Origin of the sequence: Aquibacillus halophilus (assembly GCF_009649745.1) — a bacterium.
Classification (GTDB): Bacteria; Bacillota; Bacilli; order Bacillales; family Amphibacillaceae; genus Aquibacillus; species Aquibacillus halophilus.
In genome coordinates, this window is sequence record NZ_WJNG01000007.1 from 351,094 (window position 1) to 370,430 (window position 19,337).

The window sequence follows — 19,337 nt, forward strand, 5'->3', positions numbered from 1 at the left end:
AAAGTAGATAATGAACTGATAAAAAGTAGTATGCCCATGTTTAAACAATTTAAAATTAGCGAATGATTTCATGAGGAGAGACTACTTATGTAGCGCCGAAGGAGCAAGCGAAACCCGCGAATCTCTCAGGCAAAAAGACTCTTGAATGACGCAACTCTGGAGAATGTTTATTTGTTACTGTAAACTACCCAAGAAGCATGCTAGTGTGATTATCGTTTTTAATAATTACTCTTTGCGAAACTTTCTGGTACAAGGACAGAGAATTCACTTAATTTTGGTGGATTCTCTGTTTTTTTTTATTATCTTATAAAAGATTGGAGTTGTTTGATCAGATGTCCGAATTGAAGCGAACACCACTTTATCCGGAATATAAAAAACTGGGTGCCAAAACGATTGATTTTGGTGGTTGGGATATGCCAGTTCAATTTTCTAGCATAAAGCAAGAACACTATGCAACGAGAGAATATTTAGGGTTATTTGATGTGTCACATATGGGTGAAATTTTAGTCCAAGGAGAGGCAAGTGAATCGTTTTTGCAAAGCGTACTAACAAATGACATTGCCAAGCTCACTCCTAAAAAGGCGCAGTACACAATGATGTGTTATGAAAATGGCGGAACCGTAGACGATTTAATTGTTTATATGCTTGAGGAGAATAAATATCTACTCGTTGTCAATGCCTCCAACATAGAAAAAGACTTTGAGTGGTTGTTAAAACACCAAATAAATGGCGTATCGATCACGAATTGTTCAGAGGATTTTGTGCAATTGGCTATCCAAGGTCCTAAAGCAGAACAGGTACTACAGACAATATCCAACATAGATCTATCTCAAATAAAGTTTTTTGGCTTTGAAAGTCCTGTTAGGTTTGACGGAATCGATGCTAATGCAATTGTCGCTCGTACAGGATATACCGGAGAAGATGGCTTTGAAGTCTATGTTCCATCTGAGGTCGGAAGACAGCTATGGACGTCGTTAATAAGTGCTGGAGAAGAAGCAGGCATTCAGCCAGTTGGCCTGGGTGCTCGAGATACTTTAAGATTTGAAGCAACCTTAGCCTTGTATGGTCAAGAGCTTAGTGAATCAATATCTCCAATTGAAGCGGGTTTAGGATTTGCTGTTAAGACAGAGAAAGACTCGGATTTCATTGGAAAAAATGTACTGAAACAACAAAAAGAGAATGGTACGGAGCGTAAGTTAGTCGGAATAGAAATGATTGATAAGGGAATTCCTCGCAGTGGTTATGAAGTGTTTTTAGGGGAAGAGCAAGTAGGTTTTGTTACAACAGGAACACAATCTCCAACTTTGGAAAAAAATATTGGTCTCGCATTAATTCGTACAGAAGCTGCGAAATTAGGCACCAAACTTTATGTTCAGGTAAGGAAACGAAGGCTTAAAGCTGAAGTTGTATCAACACCATTTTATAAGCGATCTAAATAATTCACTGTGAGGAGGGAAATCATGGAATTTCGCTATTTACCCATGACTGATGGAGATAAAAAAGAGATGCTGAATAAGATTGGCATTAGTTCAACAGAAGAATTGTTTTCTGATATTCCTGATCAAGTTAGACTAAAACAGGAATTAAATCTTAAAAAGCCATTAAGTGAGCCACAATTGATGAAGGAATTAACAAACTTATCAAAGAAAAATAGTAGTACTAAAACACATACATCATTTTTAGGTGCAGGAGTTTATGATCACTACATCCCGTCTATAGTTGATCACATTATCTCCCGATCTGAATTTTATACTGCTTATACTCCATATCAACCTGAAATATCACAGGGTGAATTGCAAGCTATCTTTGAATTTCAGACAATGATTTGCGAATTAACTGGAATGGATGTTGCCAATTCGTCTATGTATGATGGAGCGACAGCTCTTGCTGAGGCAACAAATTTAAGTGCTGCTCAAACAAAAAGAAAAAAAGTACTAGTATCTAAATCTGTTCACCCTGAATCTAGAGCGGTTATTGAGTCCTATTCTAAAGGCCAAAGGTTAGAAGTGGTTGAAATTGACCATAAAAACGGAATTACAGACGTAGACAAACTAATGAAAGAAATCGATGAGGATACTGCTAGTGTTGTACTTCAATATCCTAACTTTTTCGGACAAATTGAGCCGTTGGAAGAAGTTCAGAAGTTATTAGCTGAACAGAAAACAATGCTAATTGTTTCTAGTAACCCGTTAGCTCTTGGTTACTTGACTCCACCAGGCGAATTCGGCGCTGATATTGTTGTGGGTGATACGCAGGTTTTTGGTATCCCTTCTCAATACGGAGGTCCTCACTGCGGTTATTTTGCCACAACCAAAAAATTAATGCGAAAGGTACCGGGAAGATTAGTAGGTCAAACAGTTGACGAAGAGGGAAGAAGAGGTTTCGTTTTGACATTACAAGCTAGAGAACAACATATCAGGAGGGATAAGGCAACTTCTAATATCTGTTCGAATCAAGCATTAAATGCGCTTGCTTCCTCTGTGGCAATGAGTTCTCTGGGTAAACAAGGTATTAAGAAAATGGCTTGGTTAAACATGCAAAAGGCTTATCACATGAAACAACAATTAAATAAGTCTGATATTCCAGTAGTTTTTACTGGGGCACTATTTAATGAGTTAGTGATCGATGTAAACCATTCAGTAAAAGAAGTCAACGAAAAGCTTTTAGAAAAAGGTTTTATTGGCGGATATGATTTAGAACAGGTTGATTCACATTTAAAAGGTAAAATGCTAATTGCCGTCACAGAAATTCGTACTAAAAAAGAAATTGATCAATTTGTCGAGAAAGTGGTGGATATCCGTGGCTAATCAAAACTTCCCATTAATATTTGAGCATAGTAAGCGGGGTAGAACGAGCTATAGCCTCCCAGAAATTGATGTTCCGGAAACAGATTTATCTAACGAGATTGAATCTACCTATATAAGGCGAAGCGAACCTGATTTACCTGAAGTAAGTGAATTAGAAATTATTAGACATTATACCGGATTATCAACTCGGAACTATGGTGTGGATTCAGGTTTTTACCCTTTAGGTTCTTGTACTATGAAATATAATCCCAAAATGAATGAAGATGTTGCAAGACTAGAAGGGTTTAGTCATATTCACCCTTATCAAGATACAAAAACAGTTCAGGGGGCGCTTGAAGTTATGTATGACCTGCAAACATCGTTAGCAGAAATAACTGGAATGCATGAAGTATCCCTTCAACCAGCCGCTGGTGCCCATGGCGAATGGACTGGTCTAATGATGATTCGTGCTTTTCATGAGGCCAATGGCGATTTGAACCGCACCAAAGTGATTGTTCCCGACTCGGCCCATGGTACAAATCCAGCATCTGCAACAGTGGCTGGATTTGAGGCTGTTACTGTAAAAACCAACGAACGTGGTCTTGTTGATTTAGAAGATTTAATAAGAGTGGTAGGAAGCGATACCGCAGCGCTTATGTTAACGAATCCAAACACTTTAGGCTTGTTTGAAGAACAAATTTTAGAAATGGCACAAATTGTTCATAGTGCTGGTGGAAAACTTTACTATGACGGTGCTAATCTAAATGCAATTATGGGCTATACACGACCAGGAGATATGGGGTTTGACGTTGTCCATTTAAATTTACACAAAACATTTACTGGCCCACATGGTGGTGGCGGCCCTGGATCTGGTCCTGTTGGTGTATCTGAAGATCTAGCTAAATTTCTACCAAAACCAGTTCTTTGTAAACAGGAAAATCAATATGTGTTTGATTTTGACCGACCAGATTCAATTGGTAGAGTAAAACCGTATTACGGCAATTTTGGAATTAATCTTAGAGCTTACACCTACATTCGTACAATGGGAGCGGAAGGACTTAAGAAGGTAAGTGAGTATGCTGTATTAAATGCAAACTACATGATGCGGTGCCTTCAGGAAGAGTTCGTTTTACCTTACCCACAGCATTGCAAACATGAGTTTGTTCTCTCTGGAAAAACACAGAAAAAATTAGGAGTTCGTACCTTGGACATTGCCAAGCGTTTATTAGATTTTGGTTACCATCCTCCAACAATCTACTTCCCCCTCAATGTAGAGGAAGCATTAATGATTGAACCAACTGAGACAGAATCAAAGGAAACGCTAGATGGATTCGTAGAGACGATGATTCATATTGCTAAAGAGGCGAAAGATAATCCTGAAATTGTTCAAGAAGCGCCTCATACAACCATTGTAAAACGTATGGATGAGACAAAGGCAGCTAGAAATCCTATATTGCGTTATTACAAATAATAAAAAAACAATCCCTTTTAGTTCAGGGATTGTTTTTTTATTAATATTGAGATTTTTTTGATTGTTTAATCTTACCGCCCCACTTTTTAAATCCACCTTTTAAGTGGTTTAGGTCTTTATAGCCTTTTTTATTTAGTAACATAGCTGCTCTCATTGAACGTGCTCCACTTTGACAATATAGATATACTGGTTGATCTTTTCTAAGTTCTTTAATTCGTTGTCTCATCTGTGACAAAGGAATGTTTCTCGCACCAAGTATATGTCCACCGTCAAATTCCTTTTGTTCTCGGACATCGATAAGTTGAGCTTTACGATAGCCTTCACGGAATTCTTCTTCAGATAAAGTTGTTAATACTTTTTTCTGTTTAAAGTATCTATACAAGCTAAATAGTATAAAAGCTATCGTTATTGCTATTAGAAAACCTAGTTCCATTATTTGTTTCCCCCAATTTCATAATCTTTCATTTATCTATTATATTGATGATTATATCATTTTTCAAAGTATTTTACCTTAAAAAAAGAGTGTCTAATAATTACAATTTAAATTTCTGTTATTTTTTTGTATTTTTTTGTAAAAAAAGAAAGAATCTTGTTTCTTATTAAATATAAAATTGCAAACTAAAGAAATTGTGGTTTACGGTAAAAAACTATATTTTATCTATTATTTACTCTTAATATCTAACAATAATATAGTTTTTATAAGTTTGACAAATTTATCGCAAAGTGCCCTATTCACAATATATAGTGTTAATTTAAAAAAGTGAGCACAATATATTGTTTTTTATCTTTATTATGTTAAATTATATATAACTAATAAATTTGTATATCATCAATAGATTTACATATAATATTTATTTGATTTTCGAAGAGGAGAGATGTAAGTATGGGAGCTATGACAGAGGTACGAATGGAGATTAATGTCGAAAGCTTAAATAAGGACATTAGTTTATTTACGCAGGTGCATCCGATAACAAGTGATATGAAATTAACCCATAAAGGGGTATCTAGACTTGTTATGTTGGATCGTTATGCTTTTAAGGATACAGAGAAAACAACTCTATCTGAAGGTGACTTTGTTGTCTTAACTGTCAAAGCTGATCCGAAATTTCCAGCACGAGGCCTTGGATTCATTAAATCGATAGATTGGCAAAGCAACCAGGCTGATGTTCAAGTTGATAAGGAATTTGTGTCTGTATTAGATGATGAACAAGAGGCTGCATCTGGTGTAATTAAAAGGTCTTTAGATGTAATAGAAAAACCACTAGAGATATTCTATGAGCAAATTGCTATGAGAAATGCAGCAGGATTAGCCAAGGTAGAAACCACAGAAATCAATAAAGAAAAGTGGTTTAAAAAATTCTATCATGAGCTGTCTAATTTAAATTTCATTCCAGCTGGTAGAGTGCTATACGGCGCTGGAGCAGATACAGATGTCACCTACTTTAACTGTTATGTAATGCCTTATATTCAGGACTCCCGAGAAGGTATCTCCGATCACAGAAAACAAGTAATGGAAATTATGAGTCGTGGTGGGGGCGTTGGAACAAATGGATCAACTCTTCGCCCAAGAAACACATTAGCACGTGGGGTTAATGGAAAATCTTCTGGTTCTGTTTCCTGGTTAGACGATATTGCAAAATTGACACATCTGGTTGAACAAGGTGGTTCACGTAGAGGTGCCCAAATGATAATGCTAGCAGACTGGCACCCTGACATTATTGAATTCATTATTTCCAAAATGCAAAACCCTAGAATTCTTAGGTTTCTTATTGAAAACACAGAGGACGAGCAAATAAGACATTTAGCTATTGAAAAATTAAAATTCACACCGTTGACGGAAACAGAACGTGATATGTATCAAGGTGTTGTTAATTATAAGGCTATACCAGGACAAGGTGGATTTCCTGAGCATGCTATCAAGGAAGCAGAGGATAAGCTTAGCACTGGAGGAACTTACAGTGTGTATAATTCTGAATTTTTAACTGGTGCGAATATTTCTGTCTGTTTAACAAAAGAATTCATGGCTGCAGTTGAAAATGATAGTGATTATGAGCTTCGATTCCCGAACGTCGAAAATTATTCAAAGGAAGAAATGAAAGCATACAATCAGAGTTGGCACGAAGTTGGGGATGTACGTAAATGGGAAAAGCAAGGCTACGGAATCCGTGTCTATCGTCGAATGAAAGCGAAAGAATTATGGAATCTAATTAATATCTGTGCAACGTATTCTGCTGAACCTGGAATTTTCTTTATCGACAACGCAAACGAAATGACAAATGCGAAAGCATATGGACAGCAAGTTGTTGCAACTAATCCTTGTGGAGAACAGCCTCTGGCACCTTATTCTGTTTGTAATTTAGCAGCTGTCAACTTAGCTTCTGTTGCAGACAAAGCAAATAAAAAGGTTGATTTCGAAAAGTTAAAAGAGACTGTTAAAACTGGTGTGCGGCTGCAGGATAATGTTATTGAAGCAACACCATATTTTCTTGAACCGAACAAAAAACAAGCTCTAGGTGAAAGGCGTGTTGGGCTTGGGGTTATGGGTCTACACGATTTGTTAATCTATTGTGAAACAGTTTACGGTTCTGAAGAAGGGAACAAACTAGTAGACGAGATTTTTGAAACAATTGCGACTACAGCTTACAGAGAATCAATTGAATTGGCGAAAGAAAAAGGTAGTTTTCCGTTTCTTATTGGTGAAACTGAACAAGAAACACAAGCGTTACGTCTTAAGTTCACCAACACAGGTTACATGAGCAAAATGCCTGAAGATATACGTCAAGACATCTTGAAATATGGTATTCGTAACTCCCATCTATTAACTGTTGCCCCTACGGGTAGTACAGGAACAATGGTAGGAGTATCAACTGGCTTAGAACCATATTTTTCTTTCTCATATTACAGAAGTGGTAGATTAGGTAAATTCATCGAGGTGAAGGCAGATATTGTTCAAGAATATTTAGACTTAAATCCTGAAGAAGATCCAAATAATCTACCAGAATGGTTTGTAGCAGCCATGGAACTTTCTCCTGAGGCACATGCAGATACCCAATGTGTTATTCAAAAATGGGTAGACAGTTCTATTTCTAAAACAGTTAACGCTCCAAAAGGCTATGCTGTTGAACAAGTGGAAGGTGTGTACCGTAGATTATATAATGGTGGAGCAAAGGGTGGAACGGTTTATGTTGATGGTAGCCGTGATTCACAAGTTCTAACGCTAAAAGCGGAGGAAAATAGTTTTAATGAAAGCAATAATGACAAAAAACTAAATAATAAACCACACGTGGTTTTAATGGATACGATTCAAGAATTAGATAAAACCAACGTAACGATAGGATCTGAAGTTGGTGACACTTGTCCAGTTTGTCGAAAAGGAACTGTCGAGGATATTGGCGGCTGTAACACATGTACGAATTGTAATGCTCAATTAAAATGTGGTTTATAATTTAAAGCAAAAAAGGCGACTGTAAAGTCGTCTTTTTACTTTGAGAATAAGGGGGATTTGCTTGTTTCACATATAGAATTAGTGTATCCTTTTATTAAATAGATAATTGATTGTGGTATGTGAGAAATGGAGGATATTTATGCCAACACCAAGTATGGAAGACTACATTGAACAAATCTATATATTAATTGAAGCAAAAGGGTACGCAAGAGTATCTGATATAGCCGAGGCACTCCAAGTACACCCATCCTCCGTAACAAAAATGGTACAAAAACTCGATAAAGATGAATATCTAAACTATGAGAAATATAGAGGATTAATCTTAACTACAAAAGGAAAAAAGATAGGGAAAAGGTTAGTTTATCGACACGAGTTACTCGAACAATTTTTAGAAGTAATAGGTGTTAATAAAAAGAACATATATAATGACGTAGAAGGAATTGAACATCACCTTAGTTGGGATTCAATTGATCGAATTGGAGATTTACTTCAGTATTTCGAAGAAAATCCAACAAGAGTTGAAGAACTAAAAGAAATACATAGAAGCAATGTAGAATAAAATAGAAAAACATATAAGGGTAGTAAAAAGCACTGAGGACTAACTTCAGTGCTTTTGTTATGCAATCAGCCACTGCTCTGGCAGATATAACAAACAGTTTATCGAATAATAACGTCACAAATAAACTATAAATAATATAAAACTACAAGGAGGCGGATATGAGGATAGACGCAGTTTTTTCAGGTGGAGGGGTCAAAGCTTTTGCTTTTATTGGTGCATTAGAAAAAATAGAGGAGCATGGTTATTCTTATGGAAAAGTAGTGGGAACCTCAGCAGGAGCAATTATTGCTGGATTGTTAACTGCTGGCTACAATGCTATAGAAATAAAGTCAATGTTTAATGAACTTGAATTAAAAAAATTTATGGATACTAGTGATATTGGTAGATACTTACCTTTTATTAAGTGGTTTACTTTGTACTTCACTATGGGGTTGTATAAAGGGAACGCATTTGAACAGTGGCTTTTCAATAAGTTAGCGCAAGTAGGAGTGTACACTTTTAAAGACATCCCGGTTGATTCACTTAGAGTCATTGTTTCTGACTTAACATTAGGAAGAATGGTTGTTATTCCAGACGATTTACAAGAACTGTATGGTATTAACCCGAACGATTTTTCAATATCTGAAGCAATACGTATGAGTGCAGGTTTTCCGTTTTTATTTCGACCCAAAGCAATAAAGAATATGAATTACGGAAAAAGTCTAATTGTTGATGGTGCTTTGTTAAGTAACTTCCCTATGTGGTTGTTTGATCAAGACGGTAATACTAGAACCAGACCCTTATTGGGGATTAAGTTGAGCGACTCAATTGGTCGATTGCCTTCAAACGAAATAAAAAATTCTCTTGAATTGTTTCAAGCTATATTTACTACAATGAGAAAAGCACACGATACGAGATATGTTTCAGAAAAATACCTTAATGACGTTTTGTTCTTGCCTGTTAAGGAGGTAGATGCTACGGAGTTAGAATTAGACAAACAGCAAAAAGATGAATTAATTGAATTGGGGCGTAATTACACAGCTTCTTTTTTAAAGCATTGGCCATAAGATAAAATATTTTTATAGAAAAAAGTAATCAAAAAAATCGAGCATTTAAAAAGAAGCTCGATTTTTTCTTTTTTGTTTGTTACCATCGATTACACGCAAATGAGAAGGTCGGTTTTTTGAATCTTTTCTTTTATTTATTAAGGCTGAATTTTTCTTGACTGCTTGTGTGACTGTCTGCTTGCCGGGTTGTTCTTTTTTATATTTCATTTTAGATTGTTTTACTGCTCTTTTATATTTCTTGATATCATTAGATGTACGCTTTCTTAAGACAAAGTAGTAAATGATACCAAATATAACGGCACCGATTGCTACCATAAGTAGTAAATTTATTAAAAGTGAAGCGGTATTGTTAAATAATTGAGTTCCAAACCCTAAAACAGCAAGGCCGATAAGCAAATAGATAAACGGGGATAGCTTATGGCGAAACATTTACATCCTCCTTCCTTTTTAAATCAACCGTTTTAGAAGTGTTTAGTACCTTGGTATGGAAAGATTCGATACTTTCCGGTTGCAAGTTTTTCACCAGAACATAGAATTATCAATTTAAAATAGGAAAGTTTATTCCAAATGATTATCCTATGGCGACTAGTGGGCGAATTTACTTTTATAACTGTGATTGTAATTAATTAACTAGCTATCTTAAATTCTTTCCCTTCTAAGAAAAAAATATTCAATACTATCATAATGTTTTCTCAAGACTCTTAATATAAAACTACTAGCAAATATAACTTCATATATAAGAACATAATCACCACAACCGGGTGCTTTACTCTTACCAACTCCAAATAATTCCCTATTTAAGTATGTCATTTCCTATATTTTACTAGAAAAACTTTATAATCACTAGCACATATTCTTATAAATGGATTGAACAGTAATCAATTGGTCATTATAAGTTATGGAGGTGTTTTTATGGAAAATGAAAAACTTGAACAGAATAAGCATGAGAAGCCAATTTCTGTACTAGGTAAGGCGCTTATAACTGGTTTTATCGGAGGGATTCTTTGGAGTTTTTTTGGAGCAATTGCATCATATTTCAATTTTACATCCGTTTCCCCAGCAACCTTTGTTTTGCGGTCATGGCTCCATACAAATTGGTCAGATGGTTGGTTAGGAGAACTGATATCGATTATTGCAATTGGTTTGCTCTCGATAATAACAGCTATTATATATTATGGTTTACTGAAAAAAATAGAAGGTATTTGGCCTAGTGCAGCATTCGGAATTGCTCTTTGGTTTGTTGTTTTTTATTTGCTACAACCAGTTTTTCCAAATGTTTCACATATGACAGATTTGGATAGTGATACGATTATCACTACTTTATGTCTGTTTTTATTATATGGAACATTTATCGGGTACTCCATAACTTACGAATATCAGGATGTTAATAATACAACTAATCAGTGAAACAATATATAACCCTTTCTATCTAGCTGTCACTGTTAATTCGTCTTTAAGAGTTGGTCCTAACTAAAATCTGCAGTTAACTGATGTTAACAGTACGATTGTCTTAGTAACTCTAGACGGATTAGCAGGTGCTAAAGTAAGTTCGATTTTATAAGTGTATAAAAGTACAAATAGACTCAATTATGATAAAATATATAATGCGCTTATATATATCTAGGAAAGTAAAAGCAATATAGGATGGGGAGATTTGTTAATGAACCGATTGTTATTGTTAAATGGACCAAACCTAAATATGCTAGGAAAACGCGAACCTGGGATTTATGGGGTCACTTCTTTGGAGGACATTGAAGACAATCTAACTAAATTAACTGAATCGTTTAAGTATCAATTAGATACTTTTCAGTCCAACCATGAGGGAGAACTAATAGACAGAATTCAACAGGCTGACGGAAACTACCAAGGGATTATTTTTAATCCTGGCGCCTTCACTCATACGAGTATTGCAATAAGAGATGCAATTAGTTCAATAACTGTACCAGTTATTGAAGTCCATATTTCAAATGTGCATCAACGCGAGTCTTTCCGTCATACCTCTTTACTAGCACCAGTAAGTAAAGGACAAATAGTCGGTCTAGGAGTAAAAGGTTATCAGTTGGCTGCCTTAGCATTTCTTGAAGAATAGTTTTAGAAAGGATGAGGAGAATGGAAAAAATAGATAAGCTTCGTCTATCGATGAAGGAGCAAGAATTGGATGCGTTATTAGTCACAAGCTCCATTAATAGAAGGTATGTATCTGGATTCAGTGGTACAGCCGGACTTTTATTGATAAGTCAAGACAAATTAATATTAATAACTGATTTTAGATACATAGAACAAGCAACGGAACAAGCGAAAGGCTTTCAGATTATCGAGCACAAGCAACCGATAAGCTTGGAAGTTTCAGATCAAGTCAAGCAGCTCGGCTTAAATCGTATCGGTTTTGAGAAAGATGATTTCACATATGGGGTTTATGAGCAATACAAAAACGATTTACCTGTAGACTTAATACCTACAAGAGGGTTAGTTGAAAAACTACGATTAGTAAAAACTGCCGAAGAAATCCAAATAATGAAAAAGGCAGCTGAAATTGCGGATAAAGCGTTTGAACATATTCTTTCTTATATTAAACCGGGCGTTAAAGAGATTGATGTTTCCAATGAGTTGGAGTTCTATATGAGAAAAATTGGTGCAACTTCATCCAGTTTTGATATTATTGTAGCTTCTGGATATCGTTCTGCATTACCTCATGGGGTAGCATCTGATAAAGAAATAAAATCAGGCGAATTAGTAACATTGGATTTTGGTGCTCTATATAATGGATATTGTTCTGACATTACTAGAACGGTAGCTGTAGGAAAAATAAGTGAAGAATTAAATACAATCTATCATACTGTCCTTGAAGCACAGTTAAGGGGTATGCAGGGGATTAAGGCAGGTATTACAGCAAAAGAAGCGGATGATTTAACAAGGAATTATATTAAAGAAAAAGGATACGGGGATTATTTTGGACATTCTACAGGCCATGGATTAGGATTAGAAGTCCATGAAGGGCCTGGACTGTCCTTTAGATCTAAGGAAGTATTAAAAGAAGGTATGGTAGTTACAGTAGAACCGGGAATCTATATTCAGGGTATCGGTGGTTGTCGAATAGAAGATGATACACTCATTACTAAAGAGGGTAACGAGCCATTAAACTTTGCATCAAAAGAACTAATTACTTTATAGTTAAAGGGAAAACAAGGAGGAATAACGATGATTTCAGTTAATGATTTTAAAACAGGACTAACAATAGAAGTTGATAATAGTATTTGGCAAGTAATGGATTTCCAACATGTAAAACCAGGTAAAGGAGCAGCTTTTGTTCGTTCAAAACTTCGTAATTTAAGAAATGGTAGTGTTCAAGAGAAGACTTTCAGAGCTGGTGAAAAAGTAAGCAAAGCCCATATTGAAAATCGAAAGATGCAATACCTTTATGCTTCTGGTGATGCTCATACATTTATGGATAATGAGACGTATGATCAACTTGAATTACAAGCAAATCAGATTGAATATGAACTGAAGTTTTTGAAAGAAAACATGGAAGTTCATATAATGACATATCAAGGAGAAACGCTAGGTCTCGAACTTCCAAATAATGTTGAATTGAAAGTCACTGAAACTGAACCAGGTATAAAAGGTGACACAGCTAGTGGTGGAACGAAACCAGCAACTGTTGAAACTGGTTTGAGTGTTCAAGTTCCTTTCTTTATTAATGAGGGCGATACATTAATAATAAACACCAGTGATGGGAAGTATGTATCACGTGGATAATAATTACTATAAAACACGATAAAATAAAAAAGACTCATTGTCAGATTTAAAATGACAATGAGTCTTTTTTTTATTGAAAGTTGGTCAAATAAAAAATCACTCTATCCAGTCTAGCAAATAACAGTCTATTAGGATAAGTGACATTTAGTAGTCATATTCAAAACTGGTAAGCATACATTTACATTAAAGGAAAATTAAAAAGTATAACGGAAGAAGTGAAGTTAGACTATGGAAGAAATTTTACGTCTATTTCCAAAAATGTTGCAGGAACAATTAAAAAGTGCCTTATTTTCACGGTGGACAAGCTTGCAAGAAATCAGAGTCAGAATAGGAAGGCCAATTGAACTGATTTTTGATGATCATGAACAATGGCTTGATCATCTGACACCTACGGAACAAGATGGTATGCACCTAATCAACCAATTAAGTCAGTTTTCTTTGTATCGAATGGAAGATGAATTAAGAGAAGGATTCATTACCATTGAAGGCGGCCATCGAATTGGAATAGCTGGAAAGGTTAACACAATGGACGGGAACGTAAAAGCATTAAAACACATTGCATCTTTTAATATCCGTATTGCCAAAGAAAAAATTGGGGTTTCTGCTAAATATATTCCTTATTTATACCAAAAGAACTATCTAAACACATTAATAGTAGGTCCTCCGCAAACAGGGAAAACAACATTATTACGTGATATTGCACGCCTCATGTCAACTGGATGGGGAGATGTTCGACCTAAAAAGATTGGCATCATAGACGAAAGATCTGAGATTGGAGGTAGCATCAGAGGTATTCCGCAACATGAACTAGGCAAAAGAACGGATGTTATGGATGCTTGTCCAAAAGCAGAAGGAATGATGATGATGATTCGTTCTATGTCACCAGATGTCATTATTGTGGATGAGATTGGCAGTAGTAAAGATGTACAAGCCTTAACTGAAGCTATGCACGCTGGAGTGAAAATAGTTTGCTCGATTCATGGTAATTCATTACAGGACATAAAAAAGCGACCTTCCCTTCAACCTTTATTACAACAGAGTGCATTTGAAAGGTATATTATTCTTTCTCGTGATACTAAACCAGGAATGGTAGAAACAATCCTTTCAAATGACGGCCACAATATTCTTAGGAAACCGAGGTGCACACAAAATGAAATGGATAGGGGCACTTCTCTTGCTCAGCGCTACCACATGGGTGGGGTTTGAATTAGCGAGGAAACTAAATGATCGTCCAAAGCAAATAGTACAATTAAAAAACGCCCTTCAAATTTTGGAAGCTGAAATACTATATGGTCAATCACCAATTATTGAGGCATGCGAAAACTTATCAAGACAGTTACCAAAACCAATTTCATGGCTCTTTAAAGGAATAAGTGAAGACTTACGAAAACACCCAGGCAATCTATATGATATATGGCATAAGAATCTTGATGGTTTTTGGCCGCTTGTTTCGTTAGGGGTGAATGAAAAAGAAATCCTACGTCAATTTGGAAGAACGCTTGGCCAACATGACTTCACCCAACAACAAAAACATATTCATTTAGCTTTGACGCATTTAGATAGAGAACTACAAGAAGCTCAAGATTATCAGTATCGATATAGCAAAATGGTTAAAACTCTAGGTTTTTTAACCGGACTATTGGTGGTATTGCTCTTGATCTAAAGAAAGGAGTAAGGCGAAATGCTAGGTGATGCATCTGTATTATTTCAAATTGCCGGAATTGGCATTATTGTAGCGATGATTCATACAATTTTGAAGCAAATGGGGAAAGAGGAATATGCTCAGTTTGCGAGTTTAGTCGGATTCATTATAGTCTTGATTTTTGTAATAAATGGTATTTCGGACTTATTTCAAGAGATAAAATCTGTATTTTTATTCCAGGGGTAATCTAATGGAAATTATTCAAATTGTTAGCTTAGGAATTGTGACAAGTTTGTTAGTTCTAGTCGTTAAAGAACAAAGACCCTCTTTTGCCTTCTTTCTAATTTTATTAGCCGGGATTTTTATATTTCTCACTGTTATCAAACATGTTTCAGAAATTCTTAATTTAATCCAGTATTTAGGAGCAAGAGCAAATATAAATGGAATGTACATCGAAACGATTTTACAAATAATAGGGATAGCTTATCTAGCAGAATTCGGTGCTCATATCACAAGAGATGCTGGTCTAGCATCAGTAGCAGCTAAAATAGAGCTTGCGGGAAAGGTTCTTATTTTAGTTTTAGCAGTTCCAATTCTAACTGCAGTAATTGAAACAATTATAGGATTTATACCTGCCTAGTCTTGGAAGGGAGCAGGATTTAGTGAATGAATCGAATAATAAAACTAGTTGTTATGATTATAGTAGTTCTTCTTATCAACAGTATTTATCCTCTTCAAACTTATGCGGTTCCTAACGAAGGTAGTGGGATACAATCTCAGGTTATGGAATCAATATCGTTCGATGAGGTAAAAGGGTACTGGAATGAAGTCGTTAATGAATATGGTGGATATTTGCCTGGTATCCAAAAGACAAGCTTTCTAGAATTTATCCAAAACCAAGATTCTTTATCTTTAAAGGATTGGATAATAGGTGTTACTGAATTTTTCTTTCATGAGTTAGTGATGAATGGGAAATTACTAGGAACTTTAATTATGCTGACCTTGTTTTGCATGATTTTACAAAGTCTCCAAACAGCATTTGAGAGTAAAACAGTTAGTAAAGTAGCATATTCAATTATTTATTTAGTTCTCATTGTATTGGCATTAAACAGTTTTAAATTAGCCGCTTCCTATGTCAATGATACGATCAATGTAATGAGTGATTTTATGATTGCCCTCTTACCTTTAATGTTAGGATTAATGGCCTCATTTGGAAATATTGCGGCTGTTTCTTTCTTTCACCCGGTGATTATCTTTTTAATTCATACTAGTGTCTTATTGGTTTCAAACATTGTAATACCTTTATTTTTTTTGTCAGCTTTATTAAATATAGTTAGCACGTTGAGTGATGAATACAAAGTGACACAACTAGCTGACTTATTAAAAAATATTGGATTGGCTTTGCTTGGAGCATTTTTAACAATTTTTTTAGGTGTCATTTCTGTTCAGGGTGCAGTTAGTGCCGTTCAAGATGGTGTAGCGATGAAAACGGCAAAGTTTGTGACCGGTAACTTTATACCGGTGGTCGGAAGGATGTTCACAGATGCTACTGATACCATTCTAACGGCATCTTTATTGCTTAAAAATGCAGTGGGACTAGTAGGAGTAGTCATTCTAATAGGTCTAGTATTATTTCCGGCGATAAAGATATTTGTTATTTCATTAATTTACAAAATTACTTCAGCCTTACTTCAACCAATTGGAGATGGCCCTGTAATAACTTGTATGAATACTATAAGCAAACATATTCTATATATTTTTGCATCGTTACTGGTGGTATCCTTTATGTTCTTTTTCGCAATTGTCATTTTAGTTGCCTCCAGTAATCTAACCCTCATGTTGCGATAAAGGGAGGATATTGAATGGACTTTATTATTGATTGGATAACTCAAATCATATTATTTCTACTATTAGCAATGGTCATTGAATTGATTCTACCCAACTCAGATATGAAGAAATATATAAATATGGTTGTTGGTCTGTTGCTTATCCTGATATTCCTCCAACCGCTATTTCAGCTTTTTAAAGTTGATGTAGAGGATATTATCACTAGTGCTGTACCGGCATTAGATACGACAAGAGAGGAAGAAATGATGAAAAATTCTATCGAATTAAAGAAAAGTGAAATACAAGCCTCACAAGATGCATATGTTTTAGAAGAGATGGCTGTCCAAATGATAAATCAAGTGAAAGAGGGGTTGAGTAAAGAATATGATGTAGCAATTATAGACATTACTTTTCAATTTGAAGGAGTAAAGCAACCAGAAATGGAAAATTTGGAAAAAATAAATGTGATGTTGGGTCAAAGCAAATCTAATCAGGCAGATGATGGTGCTGTCGAGGATATCGTTATTGATCTAGATAAAAATGAAGAGACTGAACAACTCACACCTGATACTGAAAAAATAAAGATGTACTTATCTGAACAATGGCAGCTTGATAATCAATTAATAACAATTCTATGGGAGGGAGGGGTATAGTGGAAAATCCATTTCAAAAACTAATTTCTCATTTTAAATTAAAGACTGATGATGGGAAAAAACCGACAAAGCTAGGTTATATAATTATTATTGCTTTAGTTGGTTTACTTATTCTTATCATTAGTAATGCGTTTCAGCCAGAGGAAGAAGGTTCCAGTTTCTCTCTGTCTAGTGACCAAGGTGAGGATGCTCAAAAGGAACAAGAAACATTTTTAAACAAGGAAGATGATAGCAGGAGTAGCCTAGTAGAAGAGATAGAAAAAGGCTATGAAAGTGAGTTAATAAGTCTTTTAGAAATGATTCAAGGAGTTTCTGACGTTGAAGTCATGGTTAATCTTGACGCCACTAATGAACAAGTTTATGAAAAGAATTTAGTAATAGGGACACAAAGAACAGAGGAAGTCGATCAAAACGGCGGAGAGAGAATCTCAGAAGATGATACTAAAGAACAACAAGTTGTGATTGTGAGGCAAGGTGATAAAGAAGTTCCACTAGTAGTCCATACAAAGAAGCCTGAGGTTAGAGGTGTATTAATAGTAGCTAAAGGCGTTGATCATATTGAGTTAAAACAGTGGGTAGTTGAAGCTGTATCGAGGGTGCTGAATGTCCCATCCCATAGAATAGCTGTGATGCCTAAAAACAAAGGGGAGGAATAATAATGTTAAAAAAGCAAACGGTGTGGTTGTTAACCATGTTAAGTTTAATGATTGTACTAAGTGTCTATTACATGAGTTCGCCAAATGGAGGGGAACTTGCTTATATTAATCAAGATGGTGGAGAAAGCGATCAAGCAGCAACTACTGAATTAGCAGAAGCTGGAGAAGGTACTGATGAAGCGATAGATACCGAAGAATCAATTGACCTTGACAGTGAAGAGGGAACGATTACTTCGTCAATATCTACAGATGAGTTATTTACAGCAATAAGAATGCAAATTGAGGATGATAGAAGTAGAAGAATAGATCAACTGGATGATATTGTAGCCTCTAGTACAGCTTCTACAGAAGATATTAACGCAGCTTATGAAGAAATGAAAAAATTAGATAGTCTATCAACAAAAGAGATGATATTAGAAAAAACAATCAGGGCAGATAAAGAATATCAGGATGTTCTTGTTCGTACCGAAGATAATGAAGTAGTTGTTACAGTAAAAGCTAACGAGATGTCAGATGCTGAAGCCAATGACATAATGCAAATGGCTAAAGATGAATTTGGCGAAGTATATGTAGAGGTCAAATTTCAACCAGTAAGTTAATTATCTTATAGATTATTACTATAAACTGACGCTATGGATTATAACCATAGCGTCAGTTTATTAAATAATCAATATACCAATAGTTTATGTTCATTTAAACAATCAAAAAAGTGTGCTCTGTTACTTATAGGTTTTTAATTAAAAAGCAAAGTTATAACTATGAGAGATGAATTTTTGGTTATCATTTTACTTTATTTTTTTAGTTTTTAATATATGTGTTATTATAAAGAAAGGGTAGCGGGTACAATCCTGTTATCCTTTAAATTTTGGAATAATAGTGAACAAACCGAATAGCTGATGGACTTTTCATTATTTTAAATGAACAGTTGCAGTTTCCTCAACCTTTTCGTAAAATGTTAAGAGGAGTTATTAGTACCTGTTATTAAACGTTCAAACAAAAAGGGGTGCCTAAGATGTTAAATATGCAAGAAATTCAGAATCTAATAAAGCTAATTGATGAATCATCAATTGACGAGTTTACTTATGAATCAAATGGAACAAAGGTTTCATTAAGAAAGCAAAAAGGAGAATTGGTTACAGCACAACCATCCTTTTCTCCAGTACCACAAACAAATAAAGTCTCAGAACAAACTGCAATTAATGCAGAGCCAAAGGAAGTACCTGAAGACGATGGTGAGCAAACAACTGATTTTGATTATGAAATTGTATCACCAATGGTGGGTACTTTTTATGCAGCACCAACACCTGACAAGGATGATTATGTTCAAATTGGTGATACAGTAAAATCAGATACAGTAGTGTGTATAGTTGAAGCAATGAAACTATTCAATGAAATTGAATCCGAAGTATCAGGAGAAGTTGTAGAAATTTTGGCTGAAAATGGGGAGTTAGTTGAATACGGACAACCATTGTTCAGAGTAAAAGCAAAGTAAGGGG

At 35.2% G+C, this 19,337-nt stretch carries 21 protein-coding genes and 1 riboswitch; of the genes, 19 read left to right on the forward strand and 2 right to left on the reverse strand.

The features are described 5' to 3' along the window. Positions 1-62 precede the first annotated feature (62 nt). A riboswitch (glycine riboswitch) is annotated at positions 63-151 on the forward strand. Between the two features lie 181 nt (positions 152-332). From gcvT to gcvPB, 3 genes are read left to right on the forward strand one after another with little or no spacing between them, the layout of a single operon-like run. After that, a complete protein-coding gene (gene gcvT, locus GH741_RS10685) occupies positions 333-1,439 on the forward strand; it encodes a glycine cleavage system aminomethyltransferase GcvT (RefSeq protein WP_153736767.1) in 1,107 nt (368 codons plus the stop codon). A gap of 21 nt (positions 1,440-1,460) precedes the next feature. Continuing rightward, the gene (gene gcvPA, locus GH741_RS10690; RefSeq protein WP_153736768.1) at positions 1,461-2,807 is read left to right on the forward strand and encodes an aminomethyl-transferring glycine dehydrogenase subunit GcvPA; all 1,347 of its coding nucleotides are present in this window, start codon (positions 1,461-1,463) and stop codon (positions 2,805-2,807) included. After that, positions 2,800-4,257 (forward strand): aminomethyl-transferring glycine dehydrogenase subunit GcvPB, encoded by a 1,458-nt coding sequence (gene gcvPB / locus GH741_RS10695; RefSeq protein ID WP_338079355.1) that lies wholly within the window; start codon positions 2,800-2,802, stop codon positions 4,255-4,257. The genes gcvPA and gcvPB overlap by 8 nt, the downstream gene beginning before the upstream one ends. Before the next feature lie 40 nt (positions 4,258-4,297). Here gcvPB and GH741_RS10700 read toward each other — a convergent pair whose 3' ends face one another. Continuing rightward, on the reverse strand, positions 4,298-4,690 hold the full coding sequence (locus GH741_RS10700) for a rhodanese-like domain-containing protein (RefSeq protein ID WP_153736769.1): 393 nt from the start codon (positions 4,688-4,690) through the stop codon (positions 4,298-4,300). A gap of 450 nt (positions 4,691-5,140) precedes the next feature. Here GH741_RS10700 and GH741_RS10705 point away from each other — a divergent pair, with 450 nt between their 5' ends. From GH741_RS10705 to GH741_RS10715, 3 genes are all read left to right on the forward strand, one after another. Next, the gene (locus tag GH741_RS10705; RefSeq protein WP_153736770.1) at positions 5,141-7,702 is read left to right on the forward strand and encodes a vitamin B12-dependent ribonucleotide reductase; all 2,562 of its coding nucleotides are present in this window, start codon (positions 5,141-5,143) and stop codon (positions 7,700-7,702) included. Positions 7,703-7,841: 139 nt separating this feature from the next. Beyond that, positions 7,842-8,261, forward strand: coding sequence for a transcriptional regulator MntR (gene mntR, locus GH741_RS10710; RefSeq protein WP_153736771.1), 420 nt, complete (start codon positions 7,842-7,844; stop codon positions 8,259-8,261). 158 nt (positions 8,262-8,419) lie between these two features. Further along, entirely contained in the window at positions 8,420-9,307 is an 888-nt protein-coding gene (locus tag GH741_RS10715; RefSeq protein WP_153736772.1) for a patatin-like phospholipase family protein, read from the forward strand. Between the two features lie 45 nt (positions 9,308-9,352). On the opposite strand, the gene GH741_RS10720 is transcribed toward GH741_RS10715, so the two are convergent. Then, a complete protein-coding gene (locus GH741_RS10720) occupies positions 9,353-9,736 on the reverse strand; it encodes an SA1362 family protein (protein WP_153736773.1) in 384 nt (127 codons plus the stop codon). Positions 9,737-10,219: 483 nt separating this feature from the next. Here GH741_RS10720 and GH741_RS10725 point away from each other — a divergent pair, with 483 nt between their 5' ends. From GH741_RS10725 to accB, 13 genes are all read left to right on the forward strand, one after another. Continuing rightward, positions 10,220-10,714, forward strand: a complete 495-nt coding sequence (locus GH741_RS10725) for a YqhR family membrane protein (protein WP_153736774.1) — start codon at positions 10,220-10,222, stop codon at positions 10,712-10,714. 253 nt (positions 10,715-10,967) lie between these two features. Next, positions 10,968-11,396, forward strand: coding sequence for a type II 3-dehydroquinate dehydratase (gene aroQ, locus GH741_RS10730; RefSeq protein ID WP_153736775.1), 429 nt, complete (start codon positions 10,968-10,970; stop codon positions 11,394-11,396). 20 nt (positions 11,397-11,416) lie between these two features. Further along, positions 11,417-12,478 carry a M24 family metallopeptidase gene (locus tag GH741_RS10735; RefSeq protein WP_153736776.1) on the forward strand — a complete coding sequence of 354 codons (1,062 nt, stop codon included), beginning with the start codon at positions 11,417-11,419 and terminating at the stop codon, positions 12,476-12,478. A gap of 27 nt (positions 12,479-12,505) precedes the next feature. Continuing rightward, entirely contained in the window at positions 12,506-13,063 is a 558-nt protein-coding gene (efp, locus tag GH741_RS10740; RefSeq protein WP_153736777.1) for an elongation factor P, read from the forward strand. A 228-nt stretch (positions 13,064-13,291) separates the two neighbouring features. Beyond that, positions 13,292-14,269: a stage III sporulation protein AA gene (spoIIIAA, locus tag GH741_RS10745; protein WP_153736778.1), complete on the forward strand. Its 978-nt coding sequence runs from the start codon at positions 13,292-13,294 to the stop codon at positions 14,267-14,269. Then, positions 14,259-14,726 carry a stage III sporulation protein SpoIIIAB gene (spoIIIAB, locus tag GH741_RS10750; protein WP_338079358.1) on the forward strand — a complete coding sequence of 156 codons (468 nt, stop codon included), beginning with the start codon at positions 14,259-14,261 and terminating at the stop codon, positions 14,724-14,726. The genes spoIIIAA and spoIIIAB overlap by 11 nt, the downstream gene beginning before the upstream one ends. A gap of 18 nt (positions 14,727-14,744) precedes the next feature. After that, a complete protein-coding gene (gene spoIIIAC, locus GH741_RS10755; RefSeq protein ID WP_153736780.1) occupies positions 14,745-14,951 on the forward strand; it encodes a stage III sporulation protein AC in 207 nt (68 codons plus the stop codon). Between the two features lie 4 nt (positions 14,952-14,955). Further along, positions 14,956-15,345, forward strand: a complete 390-nt coding sequence (gene spoIIIAD / locus GH741_RS10760; RefSeq protein WP_153736781.1) for a stage III sporulation protein AD — start codon at positions 14,956-14,958, stop codon at positions 15,343-15,345. Between the two features lie 26 nt (positions 15,346-15,371). Beyond that, positions 15,372-16,553 carry a stage III sporulation protein AE gene (spoIIIAE, locus tag GH741_RS10765; RefSeq protein WP_153736782.1) on the forward strand — a complete coding sequence of 394 codons (1,182 nt, stop codon included), beginning with the start codon at positions 15,372-15,374 and terminating at the stop codon, positions 16,551-16,553. Positions 16,554-16,567: 14 nt separating this feature from the next. After that, positions 16,568-17,185, forward strand: coding sequence for a stage III sporulation protein AF (gene spoIIIAF / locus GH741_RS10770; RefSeq protein WP_153736783.1), 618 nt, complete (start codon positions 16,568-16,570; stop codon positions 17,183-17,185). Then, positions 17,185-17,841, forward strand: a complete 657-nt coding sequence (gene spoIIIAG, locus GH741_RS10775) for a stage III sporulation protein AG (protein ID WP_338079359.1) — start codon at positions 17,185-17,187, stop codon at positions 17,839-17,841. The genes spoIIIAF and spoIIIAG overlap by 1 nt, the downstream gene beginning before the upstream one ends. A gap of 2 nt (positions 17,842-17,843) precedes the next feature. Further along, a complete protein-coding gene (locus GH741_RS10780; RefSeq protein ID WP_153736785.1) occupies positions 17,844-18,440 on the forward strand; it encodes a SpoIIIAH-like family protein in 597 nt (198 codons plus the stop codon). Between the two features lie 413 nt (positions 18,441-18,853). Continuing rightward, positions 18,854-19,333: an acetyl-CoA carboxylase biotin carboxyl carrier protein gene (accB, locus tag GH741_RS10785; protein ID WP_153736786.1), complete on the forward strand. Its 480-nt coding sequence runs from the start codon at positions 18,854-18,856 to the stop codon at positions 19,331-19,333. Positions 19,334-19,337: the final 4 nt, after the last annotated feature.